The 23,332-nt window shown below is 71.5% G+C and carries 15 protein-coding genes; 2 read left to right on the top strand and 13 right to left on the bottom strand.

Annotated features, from left to right (window positions below; translation table 11 throughout):
- Nucleotides 1-63: 63 nt before the first annotated feature.
- Both K8U61_RS16280 and K8U61_RS16275 read right to left on the bottom strand, forming a co-directional pair.
- Nucleotides 64-3,252: a LamG-like jellyroll fold domain-containing protein gene (locus K8U61_RS16280; RefSeq protein WP_224124093.1), complete on the bottom strand. Its 3,189-nt coding sequence runs from the start codon at nucleotides 3,250-3,252 to the stop codon at nucleotides 64-66.
- A 181-nt stretch (nucleotides 3,253-3,433) separates the two neighbouring features.
- A complete protein-coding gene (locus tag K8U61_RS16275) occupies nucleotides 3,434-4,348 on the bottom strand; it encodes a glycosyltransferase family 2 protein (RefSeq protein WP_224124092.1) in 915 nt (304 codons plus the stop codon).
- A gap of 196 nt (nucleotides 4,349-4,544) precedes the next feature.
- Here K8U61_RS16275 and K8U61_RS16270 point away from each other — a divergent pair, with 196 nt between their 5' ends.
- On the top strand, nucleotides 4,545-5,966 hold the full coding sequence (locus K8U61_RS16270) for an exopolysaccharide biosynthesis polyprenyl glycosylphosphotransferase (RefSeq protein ID WP_224124091.1): 1,422 nt from the start codon (nucleotides 4,545-4,547) through the stop codon (nucleotides 5,964-5,966).
- 62 nt (nucleotides 5,967-6,028) lie between these two features.
- On the opposite strand, the gene K8U61_RS16265 is transcribed toward K8U61_RS16270, so the two are convergent.
- The 10 genes from K8U61_RS16265 to pstC all read right to left on the bottom strand — a co-directional run bounded on the left by K8U61_RS16265 (nucleotide 6,029) and on the right by pstC (nucleotide 20,392).
- Nucleotides 6,029-6,769: a response regulator transcription factor gene (locus K8U61_RS16265; RefSeq protein ID WP_224124090.1), complete on the bottom strand. Its 741-nt coding sequence runs from the start codon at nucleotides 6,767-6,769 to the stop codon at nucleotides 6,029-6,031.
- A 78-nt stretch (nucleotides 6,770-6,847) separates the two neighbouring features.
- The gene (locus K8U61_RS16260; RefSeq protein ID WP_224124089.1) at nucleotides 6,848-9,379 is read right to left on the bottom strand and encodes a hypothetical protein; all 2,532 of its coding nucleotides are present in this window, start codon (nucleotides 9,377-9,379) and stop codon (nucleotides 6,848-6,850) included.
- Nucleotides 9,380-9,479: 100 nt separating this feature from the next.
- Nucleotides 9,480-10,238, bottom strand: a complete 759-nt coding sequence (locus tag K8U61_RS16255) for a lytic transglycosylase domain-containing protein (RefSeq protein ID WP_224124088.1) — start codon at nucleotides 10,236-10,238, stop codon at nucleotides 9,480-9,482.
- A complete protein-coding gene (locus tag K8U61_RS16250) occupies nucleotides 10,231-11,067 on the bottom strand; it encodes a phosphate ABC transporter ATP-binding protein (RefSeq protein ID WP_224124087.1) in 837 nt (278 codons plus the stop codon). Before K8U61_RS16250 ends, K8U61_RS16255 begins: the two co-directional genes overlap by 8 nt.
- Before the next feature lie 88 nt (nucleotides 11,068-11,155).
- A complete protein-coding gene (locus K8U61_RS16245) occupies nucleotides 11,156-12,781 on the bottom strand; it encodes an Ig-like domain repeat protein (RefSeq protein WP_224124086.1) in 1,626 nt (541 codons plus the stop codon).
- A 109-nt stretch (nucleotides 12,782-12,890) separates the two neighbouring features.
- A complete protein-coding gene (locus K8U61_RS16240) occupies nucleotides 12,891-13,862 on the bottom strand; it encodes a sortase (protein ID WP_224124085.1) in 972 nt (323 codons plus the stop codon).
- Nucleotides 13,859-16,489 carry a hypothetical protein gene (locus K8U61_RS16235; protein ID WP_224124084.1) on the bottom strand — a complete coding sequence of 877 codons (2,631 nt, stop codon included), beginning with the start codon at nucleotides 16,487-16,489 and terminating at the stop codon, nucleotides 13,859-13,861. Before K8U61_RS16235 ends, K8U61_RS16240 begins: the two co-directional genes overlap by 4 nt.
- Nucleotides 16,486-18,114 (bottom strand): substrate-binding domain-containing protein, encoded by a 1,629-nt coding sequence (locus tag K8U61_RS16230; RefSeq protein ID WP_224124083.1) that lies wholly within the window; start codon nucleotides 18,112-18,114, stop codon nucleotides 16,486-16,488. Before K8U61_RS16230 ends, K8U61_RS16235 begins: the two co-directional genes overlap by 4 nt.
- Nucleotides 18,111-19,373, bottom strand: a complete 1,263-nt coding sequence (gene pstA / locus K8U61_RS16225; RefSeq protein ID WP_224124082.1) for a phosphate ABC transporter permease PstA — start codon at nucleotides 19,371-19,373, stop codon at nucleotides 18,111-18,113. Before pstA ends, K8U61_RS16230 begins: the two co-directional genes overlap by 4 nt.
- A 5-nt stretch (nucleotides 19,374-19,378) precedes the next feature.
- Nucleotides 19,379-20,392: a phosphate ABC transporter permease subunit PstC gene (gene pstC / locus K8U61_RS16220; protein ID WP_224124081.1), complete on the bottom strand. Its 1,014-nt coding sequence runs from the start codon at nucleotides 20,390-20,392 to the stop codon at nucleotides 19,379-19,381.
- 536 nt (nucleotides 20,393-20,928) lie between these two features.
- Between pstC and K8U61_RS16215 the strand changes: the two genes are divergently transcribed.
- Entirely contained in the window at nucleotides 20,929-22,380 is a 1,452-nt protein-coding gene (locus K8U61_RS16215) for a sensor histidine kinase (RefSeq protein WP_224124080.1), read from the top strand.
- Between the two features lie 39 nt (nucleotides 22,381-22,419).
- Here the strand turns inward: K8U61_RS16215 and K8U61_RS25530 are convergent, their stop codons facing one another.
- The gene (locus K8U61_RS25530; protein WP_224124079.1) at nucleotides 22,420-23,049 is read right to left on the bottom strand and encodes a response regulator transcription factor; all 630 of its coding nucleotides are present in this window, start codon (nucleotides 23,047-23,049) and stop codon (nucleotides 22,420-22,422) included.
- Nucleotides 23,050-23,332: the final 283 nt, after the last annotated feature.

Raw genomic sequence — 23,332 nt, 5'->3', positions numbered from 1 at the left:
CCCGCCGCCGCGCACGCGCCATCCGGCTCCCGGTGGAATCCACCGGGAGCCGGATGCGGAGTGTCACTGCGCGGTCGTGATCGTGGCGCTCAGGTCGAACGTCGCGTTGCGGGTGGCCCGGTAGTTGAGGTGGGTCTCCGCGGAGATGACGTTGGTGCCGTCGACCAGCAGGCTGGTCGGGACGGTGTACGTCGGCCGCTGCGAGTTGGCCGTCGACACCGCGCTGGAGGCCCAGGTCCCGGTCGTCACGGTCCCGCTCGGCATGTTGGTGCGGCCGACCTCGGTGCCGTTGACGTAGACCACGATGCCGTCGTCGGCCCGGGTGTCGAGCGTCAGCTGGACGACCGACGACGCGTCGGGGACCTGGAACTGCCGGGTGAAGTAGGCCGTGAGCGGCCGCTCCGCGGTGGTCGCGAACGTGTCGATGTTCGTGACCACCCCGACGTTGTTCCCGAACCCGAGGACACCGGCCCCGCTGTTCCACGACGAGGCGTTGAAGGTCCGGGAGTTCCAGTTGCTCGGCAGCGCGTTGTTGTCGTACTTCCACGACCACGTCGACCCGGCCGGCACCACCGTGCTGGTGGTGGTCGACGCGGGCTCGGTCGCCGTGACCCCGTGCGAGACGGAGGTGGTGGCTCCGTCGTCATCGGTGACCGTGAGCGTCACCGTGTAGGGCCCGGCGGCCGCGTAGGCGTGCGTCGGGGACGGACCCGACCCGTGCGCGGAGCCGTCGCCGAAGTTCCAGTCGTACGAGGCGATCGTCCCGTCGACGTCACCGGAGCCGGTCGAGTCGAACGACCCGCTCAGGTGGCTCATCGTCGAGCTGAACGCCGCCGTCGGCGGCTGGTTCGCCGGCGCGGCGGAGGCGCTCCCCACCCCGGCGGCGAACATCGACTGGATCTGGGCCGGGCTCAGCGCGTAGTTGAAGGTCGTCGCCTCGTCGACCTGGCCGTCGAAGTACTGGCTGATCGGCCAGGTGCGCTGGTAGAAGTTGATGCCGAAGACGCCCACCCGCTGCAGGCCCGCCATGTCGGCGTAGCCGACCCGCATGTAGCCGCTCTGCAGCGTGGTCGGGACGGTGGTGTTCACCGTGCTCCCGATCAGCTGGCCGTCGACGTACAGGCTGATGGTCAGGTTGCCGTCCCACGTGCCGACGACCTGGTGCCACTGGCCGTCGTTCCAGATCGTGTCCTGGTTGCGGAAGTTGAGGCTGCCACCACGACCCGCGAGCGAGAACGCGATGTCGCCGTTGTTGTCCATGCTGATCGCCCGGTCGGTGGTGCCGCCGCTCCCCGTCTGGTTGCTGCTCAGCGCCATGATCAGGCCGCCCCTGGTCGAGGTCGTCTTGAACCACGCCGACTCGGTGAACGCCCCCGGCGTCGAGAGCAGGTTGGAGGTGACGTAGCCGGAGGAGCCGTCGAGGTCGATTGCGCCGTTGCCGGCCATCGCGCCCGCCACTCCCCTCGTGACGCCACCGACGAAGGTGCCGGGGTTGGCGCCGGACGAGCTGGAGTCGGCGGCGGTGCTGCCGCTGTCGCCCAACCGCCAGAACACCGACGGGGAGAGCGAGGAGACCGCCGTCGCGAACGGGGGGGGTGCACTCGTCGCGACCGTCCCGGACACGGCCGTCGACCTGGCCGAGGTGAAGGTGCCGTCGCTGGCCGTCACCCGGTAGGAGTGCGTCGACCCGGCCACCAGGTTCTTGTCGTCGAACCTCAGCGTGGGTCTGCTCCACGTGTAGGACTCGGCGGTCATCGTCGCGATCGGGTTGGTCCCGTTGTCGCGGTAGATCCGGTAGGTCAGGGTCCCGGAGTCGTTGTCCTCGCTGGTCGGCACGAGGACCGTCAGCGTGTTGGCGGCGGTGGGCTGCACCGTGATCGACAGGTTGGCCGCCAGGGTGGCGGGGTTGCCGCCGAACGGGTCCGAGTTGACGTTGCGGCCCGGCACGGTCGGGGTCGCGTGGTTGCCGTTGGCGACGAACCGGGTGAGGTAGGTCTGGCTGGTCCGGTTCACCGTCGTGAAGTCACCACCGACGATGATCTGCGTGCCGTCGTTGGCCATCACGTGCGGGCCGGTCGCGGCCGTGCCGGAGCTGTTGGTGTTGGGCGTCCAGTGCACGAAGGACCCGTCGCTGAGGTTCTGGGCGACCAGGAAGTGGTGGATGAACCCGCTGCGCCCGGTGCCGCCGACGAAGCCGCCCATGGCACCACCCTCGGTGAACGCGCAGTCGTGCTGGTGGGAGCCCTTGTAGAGGATGTTGTTCATGATCGTCAGGCCCTGCGAGGCGCCCAGGCACGACGCCAGCCAGTTGATCGAGCCGTCCGAGATGGTCGCGTCGTACGTGCCCTCGTAGCAGCCCGGCGGGTCACCGACACCGGTGACGTAGGCGTGCGTGCCCTGGACGACGATGTCGCTCACCCGGCCGGCGCAGTTGGTGTTGATCGGCTGACCGGCGGGCGCCGCGTTGTTGGCGTCCCACTGCTCGGTGGCGCCGGTGATCGGGTCGAGCGAGGCCATGCCGCCGCTGCTGACCCCGTTGACGCCCATGAAGTTGCCGCCGGTGAGGAGGCGGCTGCCGTCCGGCGCCATCGCGATCGCCAGCACGTTCGGGGTGTAGGTGGTCACGGTGCACGGGAAGTTGGGGTTCGGCGGGTCCGGGCAGGTCGAGTCCGGCCGCTGGATGAAGGTCGGCGCGAAGGCGGTGTTCAGGGCGCCGGTCGACGCCGTCACCGAGGCCATGTAGGCCTGCGCGGATCCCCGCACGGTGGTGAAGTCACCACCGATGTAGACCGTCGAGCTCGTCGACTCGATCTCGCGCACCACCCGGTTGGCGTTCGGGTTGAAGGAGGTGTTCAGCGTCCCGTTCGTGAGGTTGATCGCCGCGACCCGGCCGCGGGCCGTGCCGTTGACCGAGGAGAACGCGCCACCGACGTACAGGGTGTTGTTGTCGGGCGACAGGTCGAGCGCCCACACCCGACCGTTCAGGGTGAAGTTGAAGGAGGTGATCAGCGCGCCCGTCGAGGCGTTGAACGCTGCGAGGTAGGTCCGGCTCGTCTGCGAGCCGGACATGCCGGCGCCGGGTCGCACGGAGGTGAAGTTGCCGCCGGCGTAGATGACGCCGTTGGCGGCCGCCAGCGCGTCCACGACCCCGTTCGGCTGCCAGATCGGCGAGGCGACGCCGCTGACGGCCTGGTCGTTGACCGCCGCGGTCGCCGGAGCGGCCTCGACCGTCAGTGCGACGACCGGCAGCAACAGGGCCGATGCCGCCGCCGCTATGAATGCGCGTGACCTCTTCATGTTCCATCTCCGTCCACCGCACCGCGGCCGTTGACGTCCGGCAGGCACCGGGTTGTCGGCACACGCTGGCACAGCGATGACACAGGAGCGGTGGCTCCGGAACGCCTTCCCCAGATCAGGGGAACGCCCCGTCGGATCAGATGCCGCGTCCCGCGCGCTGGACCATCGCGACGACCCACGTGACCGACACCAGCCGCAGCGAGATCGCCAGTGCGAGCCAGGCCTTCACCTGCGTGGGGTCGCGTCGGATCGACCGCCGCACCCAGCTGCGCGCGAGCGCCCGGTCGCCGTGCGCCGCCCGCGCGAACGCGATCTGGGCGGCGATCCGGCCCTGCGCCTTGGGGTCCTGCTCGAAGCCGGGGTGGGTGGCGCAGAGGTACTCCAGGCCCTCGGCGTAGGCGCCCCATCGACCGAAGAAGTAGGAGCTCTGCGACCAGGTCACCGACACCAGCGGCTGGTTGGCGACGGGGATCGGGGTGATCGCCGAGCTCCGGAGGAGCAGGTCGTAGTCCTCGCCGTAGCTGCCCGGCAGCTCCTCGTCGACGAGGCCCAGGTCGCCCAGCATCGCGTCGCGCCGGAGCACGAAGGTGCTCGAGTGCAGGCCGGCCATCCGGTCGCGCAGGAGCTCGTCGTGGGTCACGAGGTCGAAAGGCACCGGCCGCTCGTGCTGGTGCTCGCCGTCGTCGAAGACCGCCGCCGTACCGACGAGCACGGGATGCTCCGGCCGGTCGAACAACGGCATCTGCGCGGTGAGCTTGCCGGGCAGCCACCAGTCGTCGTCGTCGAGGAAGGCCACGAAGTCGTGGGCCGCCTCCACGATGCCGGTGTTGCGCGCACCAGCCAGGCCACGGGTCCGCCGGTTGGAGACGACCCGGAGGGTACGGCGCTCTGGCAGCTCCACATCCGGGACGAACGGCTCGCACGCGTCGAAGACCACGATCACCTCGACCTCGCCGTCGTAGTCCTGCGCGACCACGCTCGCGACCGCTCGCCGCATGAGCTCGGGTCGCTGATGGGTCGGGACGACGACGCTGACGGCTGGGCTTCCCACGGTGCTGACCTCCTGGTGACCTCCCGGTGACCTCCCGGTGACGTGCTACCAACCTTCGACAACCGGGCTCGGCCTCAGCCGGATGAGGGACCTAGTTGCCTGATTTGAGGGATATCTCCCGGAGAGGGGGCTCGGGCCCATCCGCCGCTCCCTAGGTTCTGCCATCACGCGAAGCCGACGAACACGGGGGTTCTCGATGACGACACTGGAGCGGGCGGCCGAGGCCGAGACCGGACTCGACCTGGGCTCCAGCGCCCTCCGACGGCTCCGCGTGAGGGTCGGGCAGGCGGACCACCCGCGTCCCCACGTGTCGACTGTCGGCCCGACCCTCCTCGCCGTCGTCAAGCTCGGCGTCGCCACCACGGTGACCGGTCTGGTCGCCACCCAGGTCTTCGGCCAGGAGCTCTCCACGGCCGCCGCGGTCGTCGTCACCTGGTGGGCGCTGATGCTCGTCGCCACGCCGGCGCGGCTGCGCCCCGCGGTCGTGCTGCTGCTGCTCTGCTACACCGCCACCTTCCTCACCGAGGTGCGCAGCAGTCCGGCCGAGCTGGTGCTGCTCGGCGCGACCGCGATCGTCTCGACCGTGCTCGTCGAGCTCGCCGCCACCGGTGCGCGCCGGCTCTCCCGCCGCAGCCAGGCCGCACGCCTGGTCGTGGTCGGCTCCGCCGCCCAGGTCCTCGACGCGGCCATGGAGCTCTCCCGACCCGTGCGCCCCCGCTGGCAGGTGGTCGGCGCCTGCGTCTCGACCGCCGACCCCGACACGGCGATCGACCTGCCCGTCGCGGAGACCGCGAAGGTCGCCGACCTGGCCCGCGAGGTCGAGGCCGCCGGCGTCCTGGTGCTCCCGACCGCCGGCCTGAGCAACGTCGAGCTCCGCCGGCTGAGCTGGGACCTCGAGCGCGACGGCCGCCAGTTCCTCCTCGACACCGGCCTCCTCGACGTCGACCACCGCCGCACGGCGGTGCTCCGCGAGGGCGGCCTCGACGTCGTGCACGTCCGGCCGGCCGTACGCCGCGGAGCCCAGCCGGCCGCGAAGGCCGTGCTCGACCGGGTCGGCTCCATCGCCCTCCTCCTCCTGCTCCTGCCGCTGATGCTCGCCATCACTGCGTGGATCCGGATCGACTCGCGCGGCCGGGCGCTCTTCACCCAGTCCCGCGTGGGGCGCGACGGTCGGGTCTTCACGATCTACAAGTTCCGCACGATGCGGACCGACGCCGAGGACCTCAAGCAGGAGCTGGTCGCGGACAACGAGTCCGACGCCGTGCTCTTCAAGATCCGGCGCGACCCGCGCATCACCCGGGCCGGCGCCGTGCTCCGGAAGTACTCCCTCGACGAGCTCCCGCAGCTCATCAACGTCGCGCTCGGCCAGATGTCGCTGGTGGGCCCGCGGCCCGCGCTGCCCCACGAGGTCAGCGCCTACGGACAGGACCCGCGCCGGCGCCTGGCGGTCAAGCCCGGCATGACCGGCCTCTGGCAGGTCTCCGGGCGCTCCGACCTGACCTGGGACGAGACCGTGCGGCGCGACGTCGAGTACGTCGACAACTGGTCGATGTCCCTCGATCTCGCCATCCTCTGGCGCACGGTCGGCGCGGTCGTCCGCCACCGCGGCGCGTACTGAGACCGGTCCGGCCGCCCCGTCCGGACAGCACCTCGACCGCACCGGCCGCTGACCTGCGGGGGTCAGCGGCCGGTGCGGTCGAGGTACTCGTCGTAGACCGCGACCGCGCGCAGCTGCGAGGCCACCCCGAGCTTGCGGAGCACCGCCGCCACGTGGGTGCGGACCGTCGAGTCGGAGACGCCCAGCTCGACGGCGATCTCGTGCACGCCGGTGCCGCCGTACAGCAGCCGGAGCACCTGGGTCTCGCGGGCCGAGAGCGACCGGACCCGGCTGCGCAGGGTGTCCATCGCGAGCACGTCGTGCCAGACCGCGCGCAGCGCATCGGCGCGGCGCTCGTCGAGGAGCTGCTCGCCGCGGGCCGCGCGGCCCACGAGGTCGACCAGCGCGTCGAGGTCGGTGGTGGTCGGGAGCACGATGTCGACGCCGCGGTCGAAGGCCGCGCCCCACAACGGGTTGGGGCCGCGGTGGGCCAGCAGCAGCCACCGCACGGGCACCCGCTCGACGAGCGCGCCGATCCCGTCGAGCTCCGCCTCGGAGGCCATCTCGACGAGGGCGACGCCGACGCCGCCCGGCCGCGCCGGCGCGAGCAGGCGTCCCGGCGCGAGCTCCGCCGGCTCGTCCGGCCACGGCACCACGAGCGTGTCGAGACCGCGGCGGACGAGTGCGAGCCGGAGCGACTCCGCGAGCAGCGGCTGCTCGGCGCTGAGCACGATCCACGCGGTCGGCGTGGTAGCGGGGAGGTCGGCGTGGTCGGCACGGACGAGCGTGGCCAGGGGCGCGTCCACCGCGAGGTCCGGCGTCATGCCCCGATCGTCGCCACCGCGTGGCGTCGCCACGGGGTGTGCGGCGGATCACCCCCCAAGTTGGGGAAGGGCCGCGCCTCACTCGTCGGTCTCGACCCCGCCCGCGTCCTCGTTGCACTCGATCTGGGGCGGCTCCTCGCCCGGGAACGCGAGCACGCTGGCCTCCGGCAGGTGGTCGCCGCGCAGGTCGAAGGAGAGCGCCGTGCGCCGCGCCCGTCGGCCGTCGGCGGCGCGGAACCGGTAGCCCGGGGTCGTGCGGACGCCGACGGTGTAGAGGCACTGGTCGAACCGCGAGATCTCCTCGACCGGCTCGCCGAGGTCGGCGACGTCCTCCCGGAGGTCGAGGACCGCTCTCCGGAGCTCATGACGCGCTTCCGACGGTCGCGCTGCGATGCGGTCGACGCCCTCACCCGGATCGGTCCCGCACTCGCCGTCCGCGAAGGGGCGGTCCCGGCCCCGGAAGGCGAGCAGCTGGTAGTCGGGGTCGTCCCACTCGCTGTGGTCGAGGTCGATGGCCGGGTAGTGCCGGCGCTCGAAGGGCCAGAGACCCTCGTCGACGAGGTAGCCGAGGTCCTGCTCGGTGTCGCCGGCCTCGGTGACCGGGAGCCAGGACAGGCACGACTCCCAGGCGTCGAAGCGCTCCGTGCGGACCTCGAGCCGCTCCTCGCGCCGCTCGAGCACCCGTAGCCACCGCCCCGGTCGGCGGGAGGCCAGGCGGGCGTCCTCGCCGGCGCCGTTCGGATCGGCGGGAGCGCTCAAGCACCGACGCGCGGTCGACAGGCGCAGCAGGTCCCACTGCGCGGGGCCGTGGCCGCGGTGTGGCACGAGCGCGGGCCGCAGGTCGAGCCCGGTGCCGTCGCGCTCGTCGTACTCGAAGCCCCAGCGGTGCCGTTGGTCGCCGTCCCGGTCGACACCGGTGCGGGTCGTGCAGTCGAGGAGGACGTCGAAGCGGCGGGCGGCGTGGTCGAGCGACCGCAGCCGCCGGTCCAGGGTCGTCAGCAGGTCGCGGACCGAGTGCCGCCCCGCCCGGGCCACGCCGCCGGGCGCTCGGACGCCGGGCCGGAGCCGCACTCGCGGTGCCGCGAGCACCTGCTGGGCGCCGATGCTCTCTGGGTCGGGCAGGTCGAGGTCGGGCGGCTCGATCACAGGCGTCTGCACGGCACCGGCGTCACACCCACGGCCGTCGTCGTCGCGCAGCCGACCGAGGGTGTCGCGCGCCAGCACGTCCTCCCAGTCCACCCAGCCCTCCAGCAGCTGGCCGGCCGGCAGCGGGTCCGGGAGCTCACCGAGGCACGACCCGGCCGGCACCAGGTCGATCGCTGCGCTCCCGTCCTGCGGTACGAGCACGAACCCGAGCGGCTGCGCGTTCACCTGGACCAGCATCGGGTCGGCGCCGATCACGTCCGTGGGGTCGTCGAGGTCGCAGGACGGGTCGGCGACGAGATTGTGACCGTGCGACACCGCGGCGTAGACCCGGCAGCTCCGCTCGGTCGGAATGGTGTCGCCCGTGACGCCGGTGGTCCTGGGCGGTCCGATGATCGACGCGAAGACCTCCAGCGGGCCGGCGGCACCGACGTCGCCGCCGACGGAGGCGATGTTGCGGGTCACGGTCGAGCCGATGATCGTGGTGCCACCGGCGGAGAGCGTGCCGCCACCGTCACCCTCGGCGTAGTTGTTCGCGATGGTCGAGTTCACGACCACGAGGTCGCCACGGGCCCAGATACCACCACCCGCGTGCGCGACCGCGAGGTTGCGCGCGACGTTCGAGTTGACGACGAGGACGTCGGCCTCGCCGGAGATCGCGCCGCCGCGGTCGTCGGCGCGATTGCCGTTCAGGGTCGAGTCGTAGATCGCGACGTCCCCGTCGAGGGTGAAGATCGCTCCTCCGGGACCGTCGGCGTCACTGCCGTCGACGAGCGACCGGACGACCGTCACGTCACCGTCCTCGTCGGTGTAGAGCGCGCCGCCGTCACCGTCGGTGGTGTTGCCGTCGACCCACGAGTCGACGACGAGGATGTCGCCGGTCGACCCGATCGCGCCACCCGAGCCGTCGACGAGGTTGGTGCTCAGGACGGAGTCGTAGACCTGCACCCCGCCGCGGCGCGCGTAGATGCCGCCCCCGTCGTCGTTGGCGAGGTTGCCGTTGATGTGGCAGCGGTACGCCGTCACCCGCCGCATCGAGAAGACGCCGCCGCCCGGCTCCTCGGCGAGGTTCTCCTTGATCGTGCAGTCCTGCAGCAGGATCTCGCCGCGCGAGGTGAGCGCGGCACCCGGCCCGTCGGAGCCCCCGCGGGTGAGCGTCACGTCGCGCAGGTCCAACCAGCCGGTGCCGTCCTGGCGCAGCACCCGCTTCTCGAAGCAGGTCTGCCGCATCGTGTGCCCGTGCCCGTCGAGCACCAGTGGATACGGCGACTCGCGGATCGGATCGCCGAGGTGGCAGTCGCGCAGCGCGATGTCGGCGCCGAGGTCGATGCGCGTGCGGAGCGGGTCGGCCCAGGCTCCGCGGAGCTCGAGCTCGGTGGTGACCTCGTCGGTGTCCGCTGCCGCGCGCGGCAGCGCCAGGGCGGGCAGTCCCACCGAGACGAGCAGCACGACCACCCAGCGACGCATCACGGTCCTCGCTCTCGAGGGGAGCGTGGCTCCAGCGTAGGAGCGCGGCGCTGCTGGGTCCGGAACCTCCGACTCGCGTGTCCGGGACCGGCGACTCGGACTACTGCGTGCGCTCGGCGTACGCCGACGCGGCGGCGTAGACGTCGTCGACGTAGGACTGGTCGTGGTTGTAGGAGAAGATCGCGTCCGCCCAGCCGGCGCCGCTGGCGAGGTCGTGCCCGTCCGCGCAGAGGTAGCGGGCGGCGGCGTAGGCCGCGTCGTCGATGTCGTTGGGGTCGGCGATGCCGTCACCGTCGCCGTCGGAGCCCCAGGTCTCCCACGTGGACGGGATGAACTGCAGGGGGCCGACCGCGTGGTCCCAGGTCGGGTCGCCGTGCCAGACCGTCGACTCCGGGGTCGCCCGGATCGCGGCGAACTTGTGCCCGTCGAGGGCAGGCCCGAGCACCGGGGTGGACGAGTGGCCGTCCGCGCCGAGGGTCCGGCCGCCGATGGTGCCGTGGTGGGACTCGACCCAGCCGATGCCCGCGAGCGTCGTCCAGCCGACGTCGCAGCCGTCCGGCTCGGCGAGCTGCGCGTTCGCGTAGGCGCGTACGGCGGGCTCCGGGATCCCGCTCGCGGCGGCCGTCCTCGTGACCCAGGCGGGGTCGACCCGCGTCGGGGCGGCGGGGGCGTCGTCCGGCTGGCGGGCCAGTCGGGTCTCCGGCGACGGGGCGGGGACGTGCTGCCGCTGGGTCGCGACCACGATCGCGGGCCGCGCGAGCAGCGTCTGGGAGGCGGCGTACCCGAGTCCCGTGACCACCACCAGGGCGGTGGCGAAGGCAGCGATCAGCCGGCCGGCGCCCGAGCCGTGCTCAGCCAAAGCGGCCGTGCACGTAGTCGCTCGTGCGAGGGTCCTGGGGGTTCTGGAACATGGCAGCAGTATCCCCGTGCTCCACGATGACGCCGGGAGTGCCCTGGGAGGCGAGGAAGAAGGCGCACTGGTCGGAGACGCGCGCGGCCTGCTGCATGTTGTGCGTGACGATGACGATGGTGACCTCGCGGGCGAGGTCCTTCATGGTCTCCTCGATGACGCGGGTCGAGGTCGGGTCGAGGGCCGAGCAGGGCTCGTCCATGAGCAGCACGCGCGGCTTGATCGCCAGCGAGCGGGCGATGCACAGGCGCTGCTGCTGGCCACCGGAGAGGCCGCCGCCGGGCGCGTCGAGGCGGTCCTTGACCTCGTCCCAGAGACCGCCCTTGCGCAGGCACGACTCGACGAGCCCGTCCTTCGACGAGCGCGACGCCTTGGTGCCGGTGAGCTTGAGACCGGCGAGGACGTTCTCGCGGATCGACATCGCCGGGAAGGGGTTGGGCTTCTGGAAGACCATGCCGATCGCGCGACGGGCGTCGATCAGCCGCTTGGCCGGGTCGTAGATGTCCTCGCCGTCCAGGAGCACCTGACCGGCGAGCTGGGCCGACGGCACCAGCTCGTGCATCCGGTTGAGGATGCGCAGGAACGTCGACTTGCCGCAGCCCGACGGGCCGATCAGCGCGGTGATACCACCGGCGGGCATGGTCAGCGAGACCCGGTCGAGCACCTTGCGGTCGCCGAACCAAGCGGTGATCTCCCGTGCCTGGAGCTCCGCGAGCGAGGTCGCCGGGGCGCCGGGGGTGGGAGGCAGGACGGAGGTCTCGTCGGCTGCGGTGGTCATCGGTTCCTGTCTTTCCTGGTCCGTGCGGGGGTGGAGCGGGTCTCCCGCCGGTCCGGCCGCCGAGGCGGTCGGACCGGCGGGAGGGTGATCACTTCTGCTTGATCGAGAACGACTTCGAGGCGCCGTTCACGGTGGAGCTGCCGCCGTAGACGACCTTGAGGCTGTTCTTGCCCTTCTTGAGCGCCGGCAGGGTGATGGTCACCTTGCCGCCCTTGAGCTTGCCGCTCGCGAGGGTCTTGCTGCCCTTCTTGATCTTCACGGTGCCGGTGGCGGTCGCGCCGTCAGCCTTGACGGTGACGGTGCCCTTGGCCTTCTTGCCCTTGGCGACCGTGGCCGGGAAGGACTCCTTGACCTTCGACGACGCCTTGATCACCAGGGTCTCGGTGTCCTCCGCGCCGGCGAAGTTCGACTGACCCGGGGTGAAGGTGGCGGTGACGTCGTGGCTGCCCGCGCCGAGGGCGAGGGGGCTGGTGACGGCGCGGCCCGAGACGATCGGGACGTCGGCGGCCAGCACGGTGTCGCCCTCGGTGAAGGTGACGCTGCCGACGGCGGCCGGGGTCGAGGTCAGGGTCGCGGTGAGGTTGTACGCCGACGGCGAGCCCGCACCGGTGAGGGAGACCTCGGGGGTGGTGACGGAGTTGAGCGTGAAGTTGCTGCTCGCGGCGTTGAGGACCGAGCCGCAGTCGCCGCCGAGCGACGAGGTGGCGAGCTGGTCGAAGCCGGCGGCCTTGATGAGGTCCTGGGCGGCGGCGGAGCAGACGAAGCCGTTCTCACCGAAGAACGCCTGGATGTCGGCCCGGTTGGCGTCCTCCTGGCGGACGACGTTGTAGAGGTTGCGCTTGAACTCGACCTCGGAGCCGGTCACCGCGGTGACGGTGCCGGCGATCGCGGCGCGGCCCTTCGAGAAGGGGACGAGCGCGTTGGGCTTGGCGGTGAAGATCGCCGGGTCGTGCTCCTGGACCGCCGAGCCGGTCGGGTCCGCGTCGCTGGTGTGGTCCTTGACGCAGGCGCCGTACGACGTGGTGCCGGTCGGCAGCACCTTCGACTTGAAGAAGCTCTCGGTGCCCGAGCCGGACTTGGGCACGAAGGGCTCGATCGGCTGGTTCGGGTAGCTGGCGTTGACCTGGTTCCAGTTGGTGATCGTGCAGGTCACGTAGATGCCCTGCAGCTGGGCCAGGGTCATCGTCGGGTTCGACGCGGCGACCGGGTTGCTCTTGCCGACGGCGACCACGATGGTGTCGAGGGCGAAGGGGATCACGCGCATGCCGTTGGTGAAGTCGGCGGCCGACGGCGAGCCCGAGGAGCGGGCGAAGTCGACGGCCGAGACCTTGCCGGTGCCGTAGAGGGTGGCGCGACCGGGGCCGGAGCCGTTCGGGCGGGCCAGCGCGGCGCCGGTCGAGTCCACGGTGATGGGCGCGGGCAGGTCGTCGCCGGTGGTCTTGTTGGCACCGAGGGCACCGAAGGTGTCGACGTCGAAGGTCTGGCCGTAGTCGTCACGGGCGCCCTGGTTCCAGGCGTCCGCGAGCAGCTTGAGGGCGTGCTCGGAGGTGTCCGAGCCGACGCCGATGAGGTCGGTCGTGGTGATGCCGGAGGTCTTGCTGTCCTCCGGGCCGGGGCTGTAGGCCACGGCGGACGCCGAGCCGGCGGTCAGCGTCAGCGCAGCTCCGACGACCGTCGTCGCGAGGACGCCGGCCAGGGTCTTGCGTACCAACATTGCGTGTTCGCTTCCTGTGAGGTGGAGCGGCTGCCGCTTCTCGACGGGGTCAACCGCGGTTCTTCGTTGTTCATCTCTGCAGAGCCACCCGGGGGCGGCCGGACACGTGTCAGATCAGGTTCGGCAGCAGTCGCATGACCACGTCCGTGGACATCCAGGACAAGGCGATCGCGAGCGGGCTGGCGATCACCCACACGAGCGCTGTCGACCATCTCTGACGGGCGGCGACGACCCCGAGAGTCAGCGCCAGGAGAAGGGCCAGGCACAGCGCGAGGAGCGGGAGGGCTCCCGGGTCGCTGGCCATCGCCTTCTCGGAATCGGGCACAGCGGCCGGGCGGCCGGACGGTGCGGGGAACCCCTTCTTCGTCTCGGCGTCCACGTAGACCACCGACTGCGGGGAGATCGGGCCGAGGCGCCCGGTGCCGTAGGACGACACCAGCGTCAGCCGAGCGGCGCCGTCCGCAGCGGGCTGCGGCAGTGGATCGCCGGCGCGGCGGACGCCGATCACGTGGAACTTCTTGGTGCCCTGGCCGTCCACGACGGTGATCTCGGCACCGACCCGGAGGTCGGCCAGGTCCTGGAACGGCCCGCCGTACGTCGCACCGCGGCCGTAGACGACCGAGGTGCCGACCTGCCCCGGCAGCGGCGTGTCGCGGCGATGGCCCGGCCCCGCGAGCAGGTCGCCGGACGCGGTGCCCTCGACGACGACCTGCTCGACGTCGATCTCGGGGATGGTCAACAGCGCGACCGGGTCGCCCACCGGGACCACGGGCCCGAGGGGTGCGGTCGCGCCGGCGAGGTCGGTGCGCAGCTCGCGATAGAGCAGGTCCTGGTCGCGGCCCTGCGAGACCGAGCCCAGGAAGAGCAGCTGCACGGCCATCCAGAGGCAGACGATGCCGATCATCGTGAACGCCGAGGACAGCACCATCGACGCACTCTCGACCTGCGACGGCGGGCCGGCGGGCGTGCGCGGCGCGGGCGTCGCCCGCCGCTGGCGCGGCTTCTTCGCCTTCTTCGCCTTCTTCGCGGACGTCGGCTCGGTCGTGTTCACGGGCGCGTCCGGGTCCAGGGTCGCAGTCATCCACGCCTCCGCACGTACGGCGCGATCCGGGCGACGACGGCCGCCACGCAGCCGATGCCACCGACGAGGATGAGCAGCGGCAGCAGGCCGCCGGCCAGCCCGGAGCTGACCTCCTCGGTCGCGGGCATCGGGGTCGCCTCGGGTGCGGTGCTCGGCGTCGCGGACGGGGTGGCGTCGGCCGACGGGTCGTCGGCCGACGGCACGTCGCCCGGAGGAGTGACGTCGCCGCCCGAGCTGCCGTCGCCGTTGGTGTCGGTCGGGTCGTCGCTCGGGTCGCCGCCGGGCTCCGCCGGCGCCTTCTGCGCCTCCACCGCGTCGGCCACGTCCTGCGCCGAGTGCCACAGCGCCGCGGTCACGCCGGTCCGACGGATCGGCAGGAAGCCGCCGGGCAGCTCGCCGTTGCCGGACCCGGGCTGCTGGCCCTCGGTGGTCGAGACCCGGATGAACTGCGCGACCTTGTCGGCGTCGTCCTGGTCGAGGTTGTGCAGCCTCGCGGCGGTGTAGACGACCATCGTCCCGGGGTAGGCCGTCCGCGACCGTCGTACGGCGGTCTGGTCGAGGGCGAACGGGCCGTAGCGCTCGGTCTGCTTCGAGAGTCGCAGCGCGGCGGCGAGCGACCTGTCGGTCGGCGCGACGTAGTGCTTCGGCGTGGTCTCCAGCGCGGCCGTGTGCAGCCCGTAGCGGGCCGCGTCACCGAGGCTGACGACACCGAGCATGAACCGGTAGCCGTAGGGCTGCCGGTCGACGCGACCCAGCTTGTAGGTGGGCGGCGTGGTGCTGATGTCCGTGTCGCAGCGGGTCTGGGTGTTGGGCCAGCCGTCGATGAGGGCGCTCGAGATCTTCGCGAGCGTCGTGACCGGGGCCGCGACGTTGTTGAAGTAGACCGACGGGTTCGCCAGCTGGCACTGGGTGGAGCCGTCCGGCACGAAGTCGTCGAGCAGCGGCCACTCCGACACGGGCAGCGCGAACTTCTTGTACGACGGGTTGACCTTCATGCCCCACGGGTCGGGCTTGCCGTCGATGAAGTCCATCGCGTCCTTGTCGGTCGCGATGTAGGAGGTCAGCTGCTGGATGATGTCGGAGGAGTTCGCGAGGTTGAGCAGCGCGGCTCCGGCCTCGTTGCCGACCTTCGGCAGGCCGGGGTTGAGCTTCTGGAACTCCGGGTCGTCCTGCAGGCCCCACGGGTTGTCGCCCATCCCGGGGTGCTGGGCGCCGAACGTGGAGCCGGCGTACGACTGCGTGAGGAGCTTGGCCAGCAGTCGCGCGTTCAGCTTGAGCTGGGTGTACTCGCCCTCGTTGTCCGGCTTGTCCATGATGTAGCCGATCGCGAAGCCGGTGACCGCCGTCGGCGCGTAGCCGACCGGGTCGGCGCCCGCCTGGTGCTCCCCCGACACCAGCGCGGCCGGGCCGCCGCCGTTGGTCATCAGGTCGAAGCCGGCCTGGTCGGCCATCGTGTTCATCTGGAACTTGAAGCGGCGCTTGTTCAGGCAGTACGCCGGCGCCCACTGGAGCGCGGCCTGCGAGAGCAGCTCGGAGCCGTAGAAGCCGGTCGGCGCGCGGTCGTCGAGGATGTCGCACACGTTCGGCGGGGCGCCGAAGGTGATCGGGACGACGAAGCGGTTGCGCCAGTTGGACGCCGACCACCACAGCGAGGGAGCCACGGCCGCGTCCGGCGCACCGAGGATGTTGGAGGAGCCCGGGGCGAACTGGCCGGTCTTGCGGCAGTTCTTCTCGACCGCGGTCAGCTGGGTCGCGGTCGGCGTCGACGCCTGGTCACAGCTGATGCCCGAGATCGGGACGACCACGATCGAGCACTTGGTGTCCTGGTTGCAGCCCAGGGACTCGTTCTCGACGTCGGAGCGCACCTCGAACTGGACCGAGCCGGCGCCGTTCTCGTCGGAGAACGCCGCGATCTCGGCCGGCGGGAACGACGAGTCGGCAGCCGCCTCGGGCGGCATGTGGTTGATGTCGCAGGCGTCGTACGTCGTGCCGTTCGCAGCGACGAACGGCGTGATGTGCGTGGCGAGCAGGCCGGTGTCGTCGACGCCGGGGCACTCCTCGGAGGTCGGCATGGGGTCCATGCCGCTGTTGATCTCCTTGTCCGCGTCGGCGGCGTACTCGTCCTCGCGCCACACCGCGGCGGACTGGGAGACGCCGACCTGGGAGCGCTGCGCGACGGCCGTGGTCCAGCAGGTCTCGGGCGTGACCTTGTCGCCCCAGCCGCGGCACTGGAGGACGACGACCGGGTACTCCTGGTTGAGGCCGTTGCCGCCGTACGGGTCGGGCGCGCGGCCGGCGCTCTGCTGGGCGCCCTTCCACGAGACCTGGACGCGCTCACGGCCACGCAGGTTGCGCGTGTGGTCGACGTCGACCGTCATCTTGTAGGGCTGGCCCGTGAGCGGGTTGTTCAGCGTCGTCTTCGAGCCGTCGTAGTTCACGAACTCGCGTGCGAAGCTCTTGGTCTCGGAGAACTCGCCCTCGTCGCTGGCCCGCCTGCCGACCTCGGTCGGCGCCGCGGAGGCCGGCGCGGTCGAGGCCGACGCCGTCGACGTCGCCGCCATCGCGGGGACGACCAGCGAGCCCGCCAGCACCAGCAGGACGAGGAGACGCTTCAGCGCGCCGCTCATGCGGCACCGCCTCGTCGGCGCCGGAGCGCGACCACGAACATGCCGGGCAGCAGCACGAGGGCGAGCAGCTCGACCACGGCCAGCCAGCCGAAGGTCCGCTGGTCGACGGCCCGGTCGGAGACGAGCTCGGTCGGGTTGGCGTAGATCGCGTCGCCGGAGGTCGTCGATCCGGTGCTGCCGACGGCCTGGCCCGTCTCCGGATCGATCGCCGTCGGGGCGTCGCCACCGTCACCGCCACCGCCGTTGCCCGTGCCGTCGCCGCCACCGCCGCCACCACCGTCGCCGTTGTCGCCACCGGCGGAGGTGTCACCACCACCGCCGTCGTTGTCGTCGGTGCTGGGCGTGTTGGTCCCGGTCGACGTGCCGCACGGGCCCTGGCCGACCTTGTCGCAGGCCGCCGGCATGGGTGCCGTCTCGGCGAGCACGTTCTTGTTGAGGTTGGAGCCGTCGAAGGTCGGGTTGTTGCACGAGCGGACGTCGCGGTCACTCAGGTCGACGTCCGAGTCGGCCTTCTTGAGCTTCGCGAGCTGCTGGAAGCCGGCCTGGACGAGGTTCAGCGGCAGCGGCGAGTAGCCGTAGGAGCCGGCCTTGGTCTGGCCGGTGCACAGCGAGTAGTACATGAAGTCCGCGAGCGTCTGCCGCTTCGCGGTCGTCATCCGCGGGTCGTCGGACCCGGTCGGGATGATCATGTAGGAGTACGACGAGATCGGGTACGCCCGCGGGTCCGGGTTGGTGTAGACGTCGTCGAGGATCTGGGTCAGGTAGAGCTGGCTGCTCTGGTCCTGGTTGATCTTCGCCTTCGTCAGCGCGACCGCGGTGTTGTACTGCGTCGGCTCCACGAAGTAGCCGGCCTTGTTCTCGACCTTGACCACCGGGTAGCTGGCGTTGACCGGGTAGGAGTACTCGACGTACCCGATCGTGCCGTTGCCCGCGAAGCCCTTGATGGTGTTCATGACCTGGTCGGAGCCGGCCTGGCTGATCATCCGGGTGCCGGACTTCTTCGGGTAGTACGACGTCAGGCCGGCCTGGCCGAAGTAGGGCCGCCAGATGTTGGGGTACTCGTGGTCCATCCAGGTGGTGAACTGCGCGGTGGTGCCCGACCCGTCCGAGCGGACGACCGGCGTGATCGGCAGCGACGGGAACTTCCGGCCGTTGTTGTCCTTGGTGATCGCCGGGTCGTTCCAGTTGGTGATCTGGTTGGTGAAGATCTTGGCGATCGTCTCGCCGGACAGGCGCAGGTTGCGGACCAGCTCGTTGCCGATCTTGAGCTGGTAGGTGAAGGCGGTGCCACCGGCCACGATCGGCAGGTAGGCGTACTTGCGCCCGTTGCTGGTGTCGGACTGACCGCGCTCGTCGGTGCCCTGGTAGGGGATCTCGGAGATCGCGAAGTCGGTGCTGTCCTGGGAGAAGTCCTTGCGGCCCTTGGTCGAGCCGCCTCCGGTGTAGACGACCTTCATGCCCGAGGCGTCGACGTCGGCGATCCACTGCTGGACGATGAGCTCGGACCAGGTGGAGCCGGTGCCCTCGATCTGCGCGTAGACCGTCGCGCTCGCGGCCCCGGGCAGGGCGGCGATGCAGACCATCGACAGGGCGAAGGCCAGGACGGTACGGATCAGGCGGTTCACGGGGCTCCCTCGGTGGAGTCGGGCGGGTACGGCGTGTCGCCGTCGGAGCTGACCGGGCCCATCTCGACGAGCGGGTCGGCGGTGCGGAGGTTGAGGCCGAACCGGTTGGTGCCACCGGTGAGGCGACGACTCGGCCGGACCTTCTTCGCCTTCTTGGGCCGGGCGATGAGACGCGCGGTGATGAAGAGGACCAGCACCACGGCCATCAGCACGGTGCCGGCGGCGAAGGCACGCGCGATCGAGTTGGGCTCACCGGAGCGCACCGTGGAGTAGATGAAGAGCGGCAGCGAGTTCATGACGCCGTCGGTCGGGTTGGTCACGAAGAACGGCGCGTTGCCGGAGGTCAGCAGGACCGGGCTGGTCTCGCCGATGCCGCGCGCGATGCCGAGGATGCAGGCGGTCGCGAGGCCCGGTCGGGCGGTCGGCAGCACGACGTACCAGACCGTCTTCCAGCGGCTGGCGCCGAGCGCCAGGCTCGCCTCGCGCAGGCCGCCGGGGACGACGCGCAGCACCACGTCGGAGGCGCGGGCGATGATCGGCAGCATCATGACGCCGATCGCCAGCGCGGCCGCGAGGCCCGAGCGCGGGTAGCCGAGAGCGACGATGAAGACGGTGTAGATGAAGAGGCCGGCGACGATCGACGGCAGCGCCGTCATCGCCTCGACGACCGTGCGCACGACGCGCGCGAACCGGCCGCCGACCTCGCTCATGAAGACGGCCGTGCCGACGCCGAGCGGCAGGGTGATCGCGACCGCGATGCCCACCTGGATCAGCGAGCCGAGCACCGCGTGCGCGACGCCGCCCTCGTCGAAGGGGTCCTTGGGACCGACGCCGGACATGTCGTCGACGAAGAAGTTGAGGTGCATGAGCGGCCGCCAGCCGCGGACCACGACGAAGACGACCGCGCTGACCAGGACGGCGCCGACGATCATCGCTCCGACCGTCACCACGCTGGCCGCGACCCGGTCGCGGACCTCGACCATGCCGCCGGACATCGAGGCCGTGACGGCGTTGACCGCGAGGCCGCACACGAACCAGGCGATGAGGAACCACGGCAGGCCCTCGAGCGGCAGCAGGCGTTGCGTGATCAGCCAGGCGAGCGCGAGCGCGGCGACCCAGCTGCCGATCAGTGCGAAGCGCTCGTCGAGCGTGGGCTTGCCGAGCGAGCTGCGCGGGACCGGCGGAGCCGCGTCCGCGTCGTACGTCGGCAGGTGGGTCTGTCCGACGGCCGGCGCGTCGGTCTGGGGCACGGCGGTCATGGCCTTTACGCGTCCGTCCCAGCGCCCGAGCGGCTTCGGTTGACGATCACCGCGGCGACCGTGTTGACGATGAGGGTGATGATGAAGAGCACGAAGCCGGCGGCGAGCAGCGCCGACAGCTGGCTCTTGCTCGCGTCGCCGAACCGGCCCGCGATCAGGGCGGAGACGGTGTTGCCACCGATCTCGAGGACGCGCCACTTCGCCTCGAAGGACGGGGAGAGGATGAGCAGCACGGCGATCGTCTCGCCGAGCGCGCGACCGAGGCCGAGCATCGTGCCGCCGATGATGCCGCCGCGGCCGAAGGGCAGCACGACCGCGCGGATCATGCCCCACTTGGTCGCGCCGAGCGCGAGGGCGGCCTCCTTCTCGCCGGGAGGCGTCTGCGAGAAGACCTGGCGCATCACCGCGCAGGACATCGGCAGCACCATCATCGCGACGGCGATGCCGGCGCAGAACATGGAGAAGCTGTAGCGGGAGATGTCGACGACAGGAGCGTTCGGGTCGGCGTTCTCGACGTCGAAGAAGGGCACCCAGCCGAAGTTGCGGTCGAGCCAGACCGCGAGCTCCGAGGCGTGCGGCATGATCAGGAAGTAGCCCCAGAGGCCCCAGATGATCGAGGGGACCGCGGCCATCAGGTCCACCATCGAGACCAGGGTGCTGCGCAGGAAGCTCGGCGCGTACTCGCTGATGTAGAGCGCGGTCACCAGTGCCAGCGGGAAGGCGATCGACATCGCGACCAGCGCGACGCAGATGGTGCCGGTCAGCACCGCCCGGATGCCGAGGATGTCGGCCTCGGGCTGCCAGGTCGTCTCGGTGAAGAAGCTGATGCCGTAGTGCTGGAGCGTCGGCCAGGCCTGCCAGCCGAGGAAGATGCCCACGCCGCCGGTGATGACGAGCACCGTGGCGCCGACCACCCGGATCGACTGGACGAACACCGCGTCCGCGCCGGTCGACTTGCGCGAGATCCTGCGGGGACTGACGTCGGTGGACGTGTCCGGGACCGGAAGGGTGGTGGCCACTGCCTGCTGGTGCTTTCTGACGATCTGGAACAGGCGGTGTGCCGCCTGTGAATCGCCTGAAGTGTCAGGAGGTCACCGAAACGAACGGGTCGTCGGAGGTGAACGCCGCACGAACAGCGCGGCGTCCTTCGCCGAACATCCCACCGGACCGGTTTCGGGGTGGCCCGAACGGGTCATCGTGGGCCCTCACCCCATGGCCCGTCCGGGTCCTGGGGTTCATCGATATCGGCGATGACCCGATGCACCGGGGTTTCGCACCATGGAGGAGGGAGAGAGCCCTCGGCTCAGCACCGGTCCAGGTCGGTGGTGGAGGACCTCGCCTGAACAGGACCCCCGGGCGCCGCTGCACCGGGGGTCCTGTCGCGTCCGCGCACGGCCGCGCCGCCGCGACTCCCCAAATTCCGGCAAAGCCGAGGGCAGCGCCGTGCCGACCCGGTCGGCCCACCCATAGTGGCGGCTCGTGACGACGCTCGCCGTCGGGACGGTCGCTCGGGGTCGTTCCGTCGCGACCAGGCACCGCGAGAGAGGAGCCACCGATGCTGCAGTGGGCACGGGCGCCTCGCGGGTGCCGCGAGGGCGTCACGACGGCCGTCCTCGCGGCACTGATCGCACTCCCCATGGTGCGCATCGCGCTCGACCCCGACGCCGGAGCGCAGCGGGCCGCGACGGTGGGGACGTTGCTCGCCCACGCGGCCCTGCTGGCGGCGGGGACGGCCCTCTTCCTCGAACGCCGGCTGGGCGGGCCCCGCGGCGACAGCTGGCTGGTCGTCGTCCTGACCGCCATCGGGACCCAGGGCGTCTACTGGTCGGCCCTGGCCGCCACCGACGTCGTCAGCACCCCCGAGCACCCGACGCTGCTCGCCGCGGGCCTGGTCGCCGGCACGCTGCTGGTCCTCCTCGCCGTCCGGGCCTCCGGGCGCCTGCCCGACAGCCGGGCACCCCTGGTGACGGGCTGCGCCCTCGGTCTCGGGGTCATCGGGATCCGCTCGATCGCCGCGAGCCTCGCTTCGGAGCAACCGGCAGGGAGCCCGTCGACCGCGGTCGTCGGGGTGCTGCTCGGGATCGCGTTCGCGCTGACCGTGGCGGTGGCGATCGCCCTGCTCCGGATCGCCACGGTGCCACCCTGGGTCCGGCTCCGCCTCGCGGTGGCTGTGACGCTCCTGGCGCTGGGTCGCATCACGCTCCTCCCCGACCAGGGATCCTGGCCCGCCGTCGTCGCGGCGATCGCCACCACCGCCGCCGCGGTCGTGCTGCTGGCCACGACCGCCGACCAGGTGCGCACGACCCTGCTGACCGAGCGCGAGGTCAGGGCGCTGCTCGAGCGGCGGATCGAGGACGTCGAGGCCGAGATCCGCAACGACCGCTCACGCGTGCACGAGATCCGCGCGACGTTGGGCGGGATCGCGTCCGCCTCCGACCTGCTGCACCGCCGGGCGGCGACGATCGGGCCGGCCCGCCGCGCCGAGCTGGAGTCGATGATGGACTCCGAGCTGGCCCGGCTGGAGCGGCTCACGACCGATGATGCCGCGCTGCGGCCGGGCACGGTCGACCTCGACAGCACCATCCTGCCGCTCGTGCTGCGCCACCGGCTGCGCGGCACCGACGTGCGGTGGGAGCCCAGCGGCGCGACGGCGTGGGGCCGCGCGGACGACGTCGCCGAGATCCTCAGCGTGCTGCTCGAGAACGCCCGCCAGCACGCGCCGTACGCCGAGGTGCGCATCGAGGTGCACCCGTCCGAGGAGACCGTCGAGATCCGGGTGAGCGACACCGGCCCCGGCGTGGACCCGCTGCTGGGGAACGCGATCTTCGCGTGGGGCGGGCACCGGGCCGGCTCACCGGGCGAGGGCATCGGCCTCAGCACGGCCAGCGAGCTGTCGGCCGCGCTCGGGGGCTACCTCCGGCTGGTCGACTCCCCCGGCGGCGGGGCGACCTTCGCCCTCGGGCTCCGACCGACGTCGGTGCACCACGACAACAGCGCCTCGGCCTGAGCGGCGGGCCGGACGGCCGGACCTCGCCAGCGGGCCGGCTCAGGTGCGGGCGAGCCGGCGCAGCATCGCCTGCACCTGCGCGCGGACCGCGGCCTCGGAGATGCCGTAGCGCTCGGCGATCGCCTTCACCGTGCCGCCCTCGTAGAGCAGCCGGAGGAGGTCGCTCTCCCGCGAGGTCAGGTGGCCGTGGTGGCGGCGCCAGGGCTCGGGGACGTCGCTGGTGGTGCGCCAGCTGCGCAGCACGGAGCGGCGGACGACGTCGTTCATCGGCGAACGGCCCTCGCGGACCTGGTCGACGACGGCGATGAGCTCGTCGAGCCCGAGGTCGGAGCCGAGCACTCCGCTCGCGCCGGCCTCGAGGAGGCCACCCCACAGCGAGCTGGGCGGCCCCTGGGTCAGCACGACCCACGGCAGGTCGCACGACTGGCCGACCGCGCGGACCTCGCCGGCCCGCCCCTGGAGGTCGACCTCGCAGACGATGAGGAGGAGGTCGGGCCCCGTCCCCCCGCGGGGAACCGGGACCCGGACCTCCGGGAGGTCGGGCGGCCAGCCGGGCAGGAGCACCGCCGCGACGCCCCGGCTCGCGAGCGCGGCGCGCAGCGCCTCGCCGACCAGCCGGTGATCGCTGGCGACCAGGACGGTTCCGAGAGTGCGCCCGCTCCGCTCCACGGGACCAGCATGCGGGCTCGGCGCCGGGCCGGTGGTCCTGCTCCGACGGGCCCCCAGAATTGAGGACGCCGCCTCCCCGGATTTCAGGATTGCGTCCAAATCGGGACGAAATGAGTCCTGTAAATTCGGTTAAGAATTGGTCGTTTGACGACCGAATTGCAATTGACTCGGCAGAAACCCCGCTGATTCCGCATCTCATCCCTAGAATGTGGTATCGGCCTCCAGCGTTTCCGCAAACGTCGGTAAAGCCGTGCAAATGTTTGACCGCGGGCCGGCATGAACC

The sequence above is a fragment of the Nocardioides mangrovi genome, assembly GCF_020073815.1.
GTDB classification, from domain to species: domain Bacteria; phylum Actinomycetota; class Actinomycetes; order Propionibacteriales; family Nocardioidaceae; genus Nocardioides; species Nocardioides mangrovi.
The sequence above is the reverse complement of the archived record's forward strand: the minus strand, read 5'-3'. Positions and strand labels throughout refer to the sequence as shown.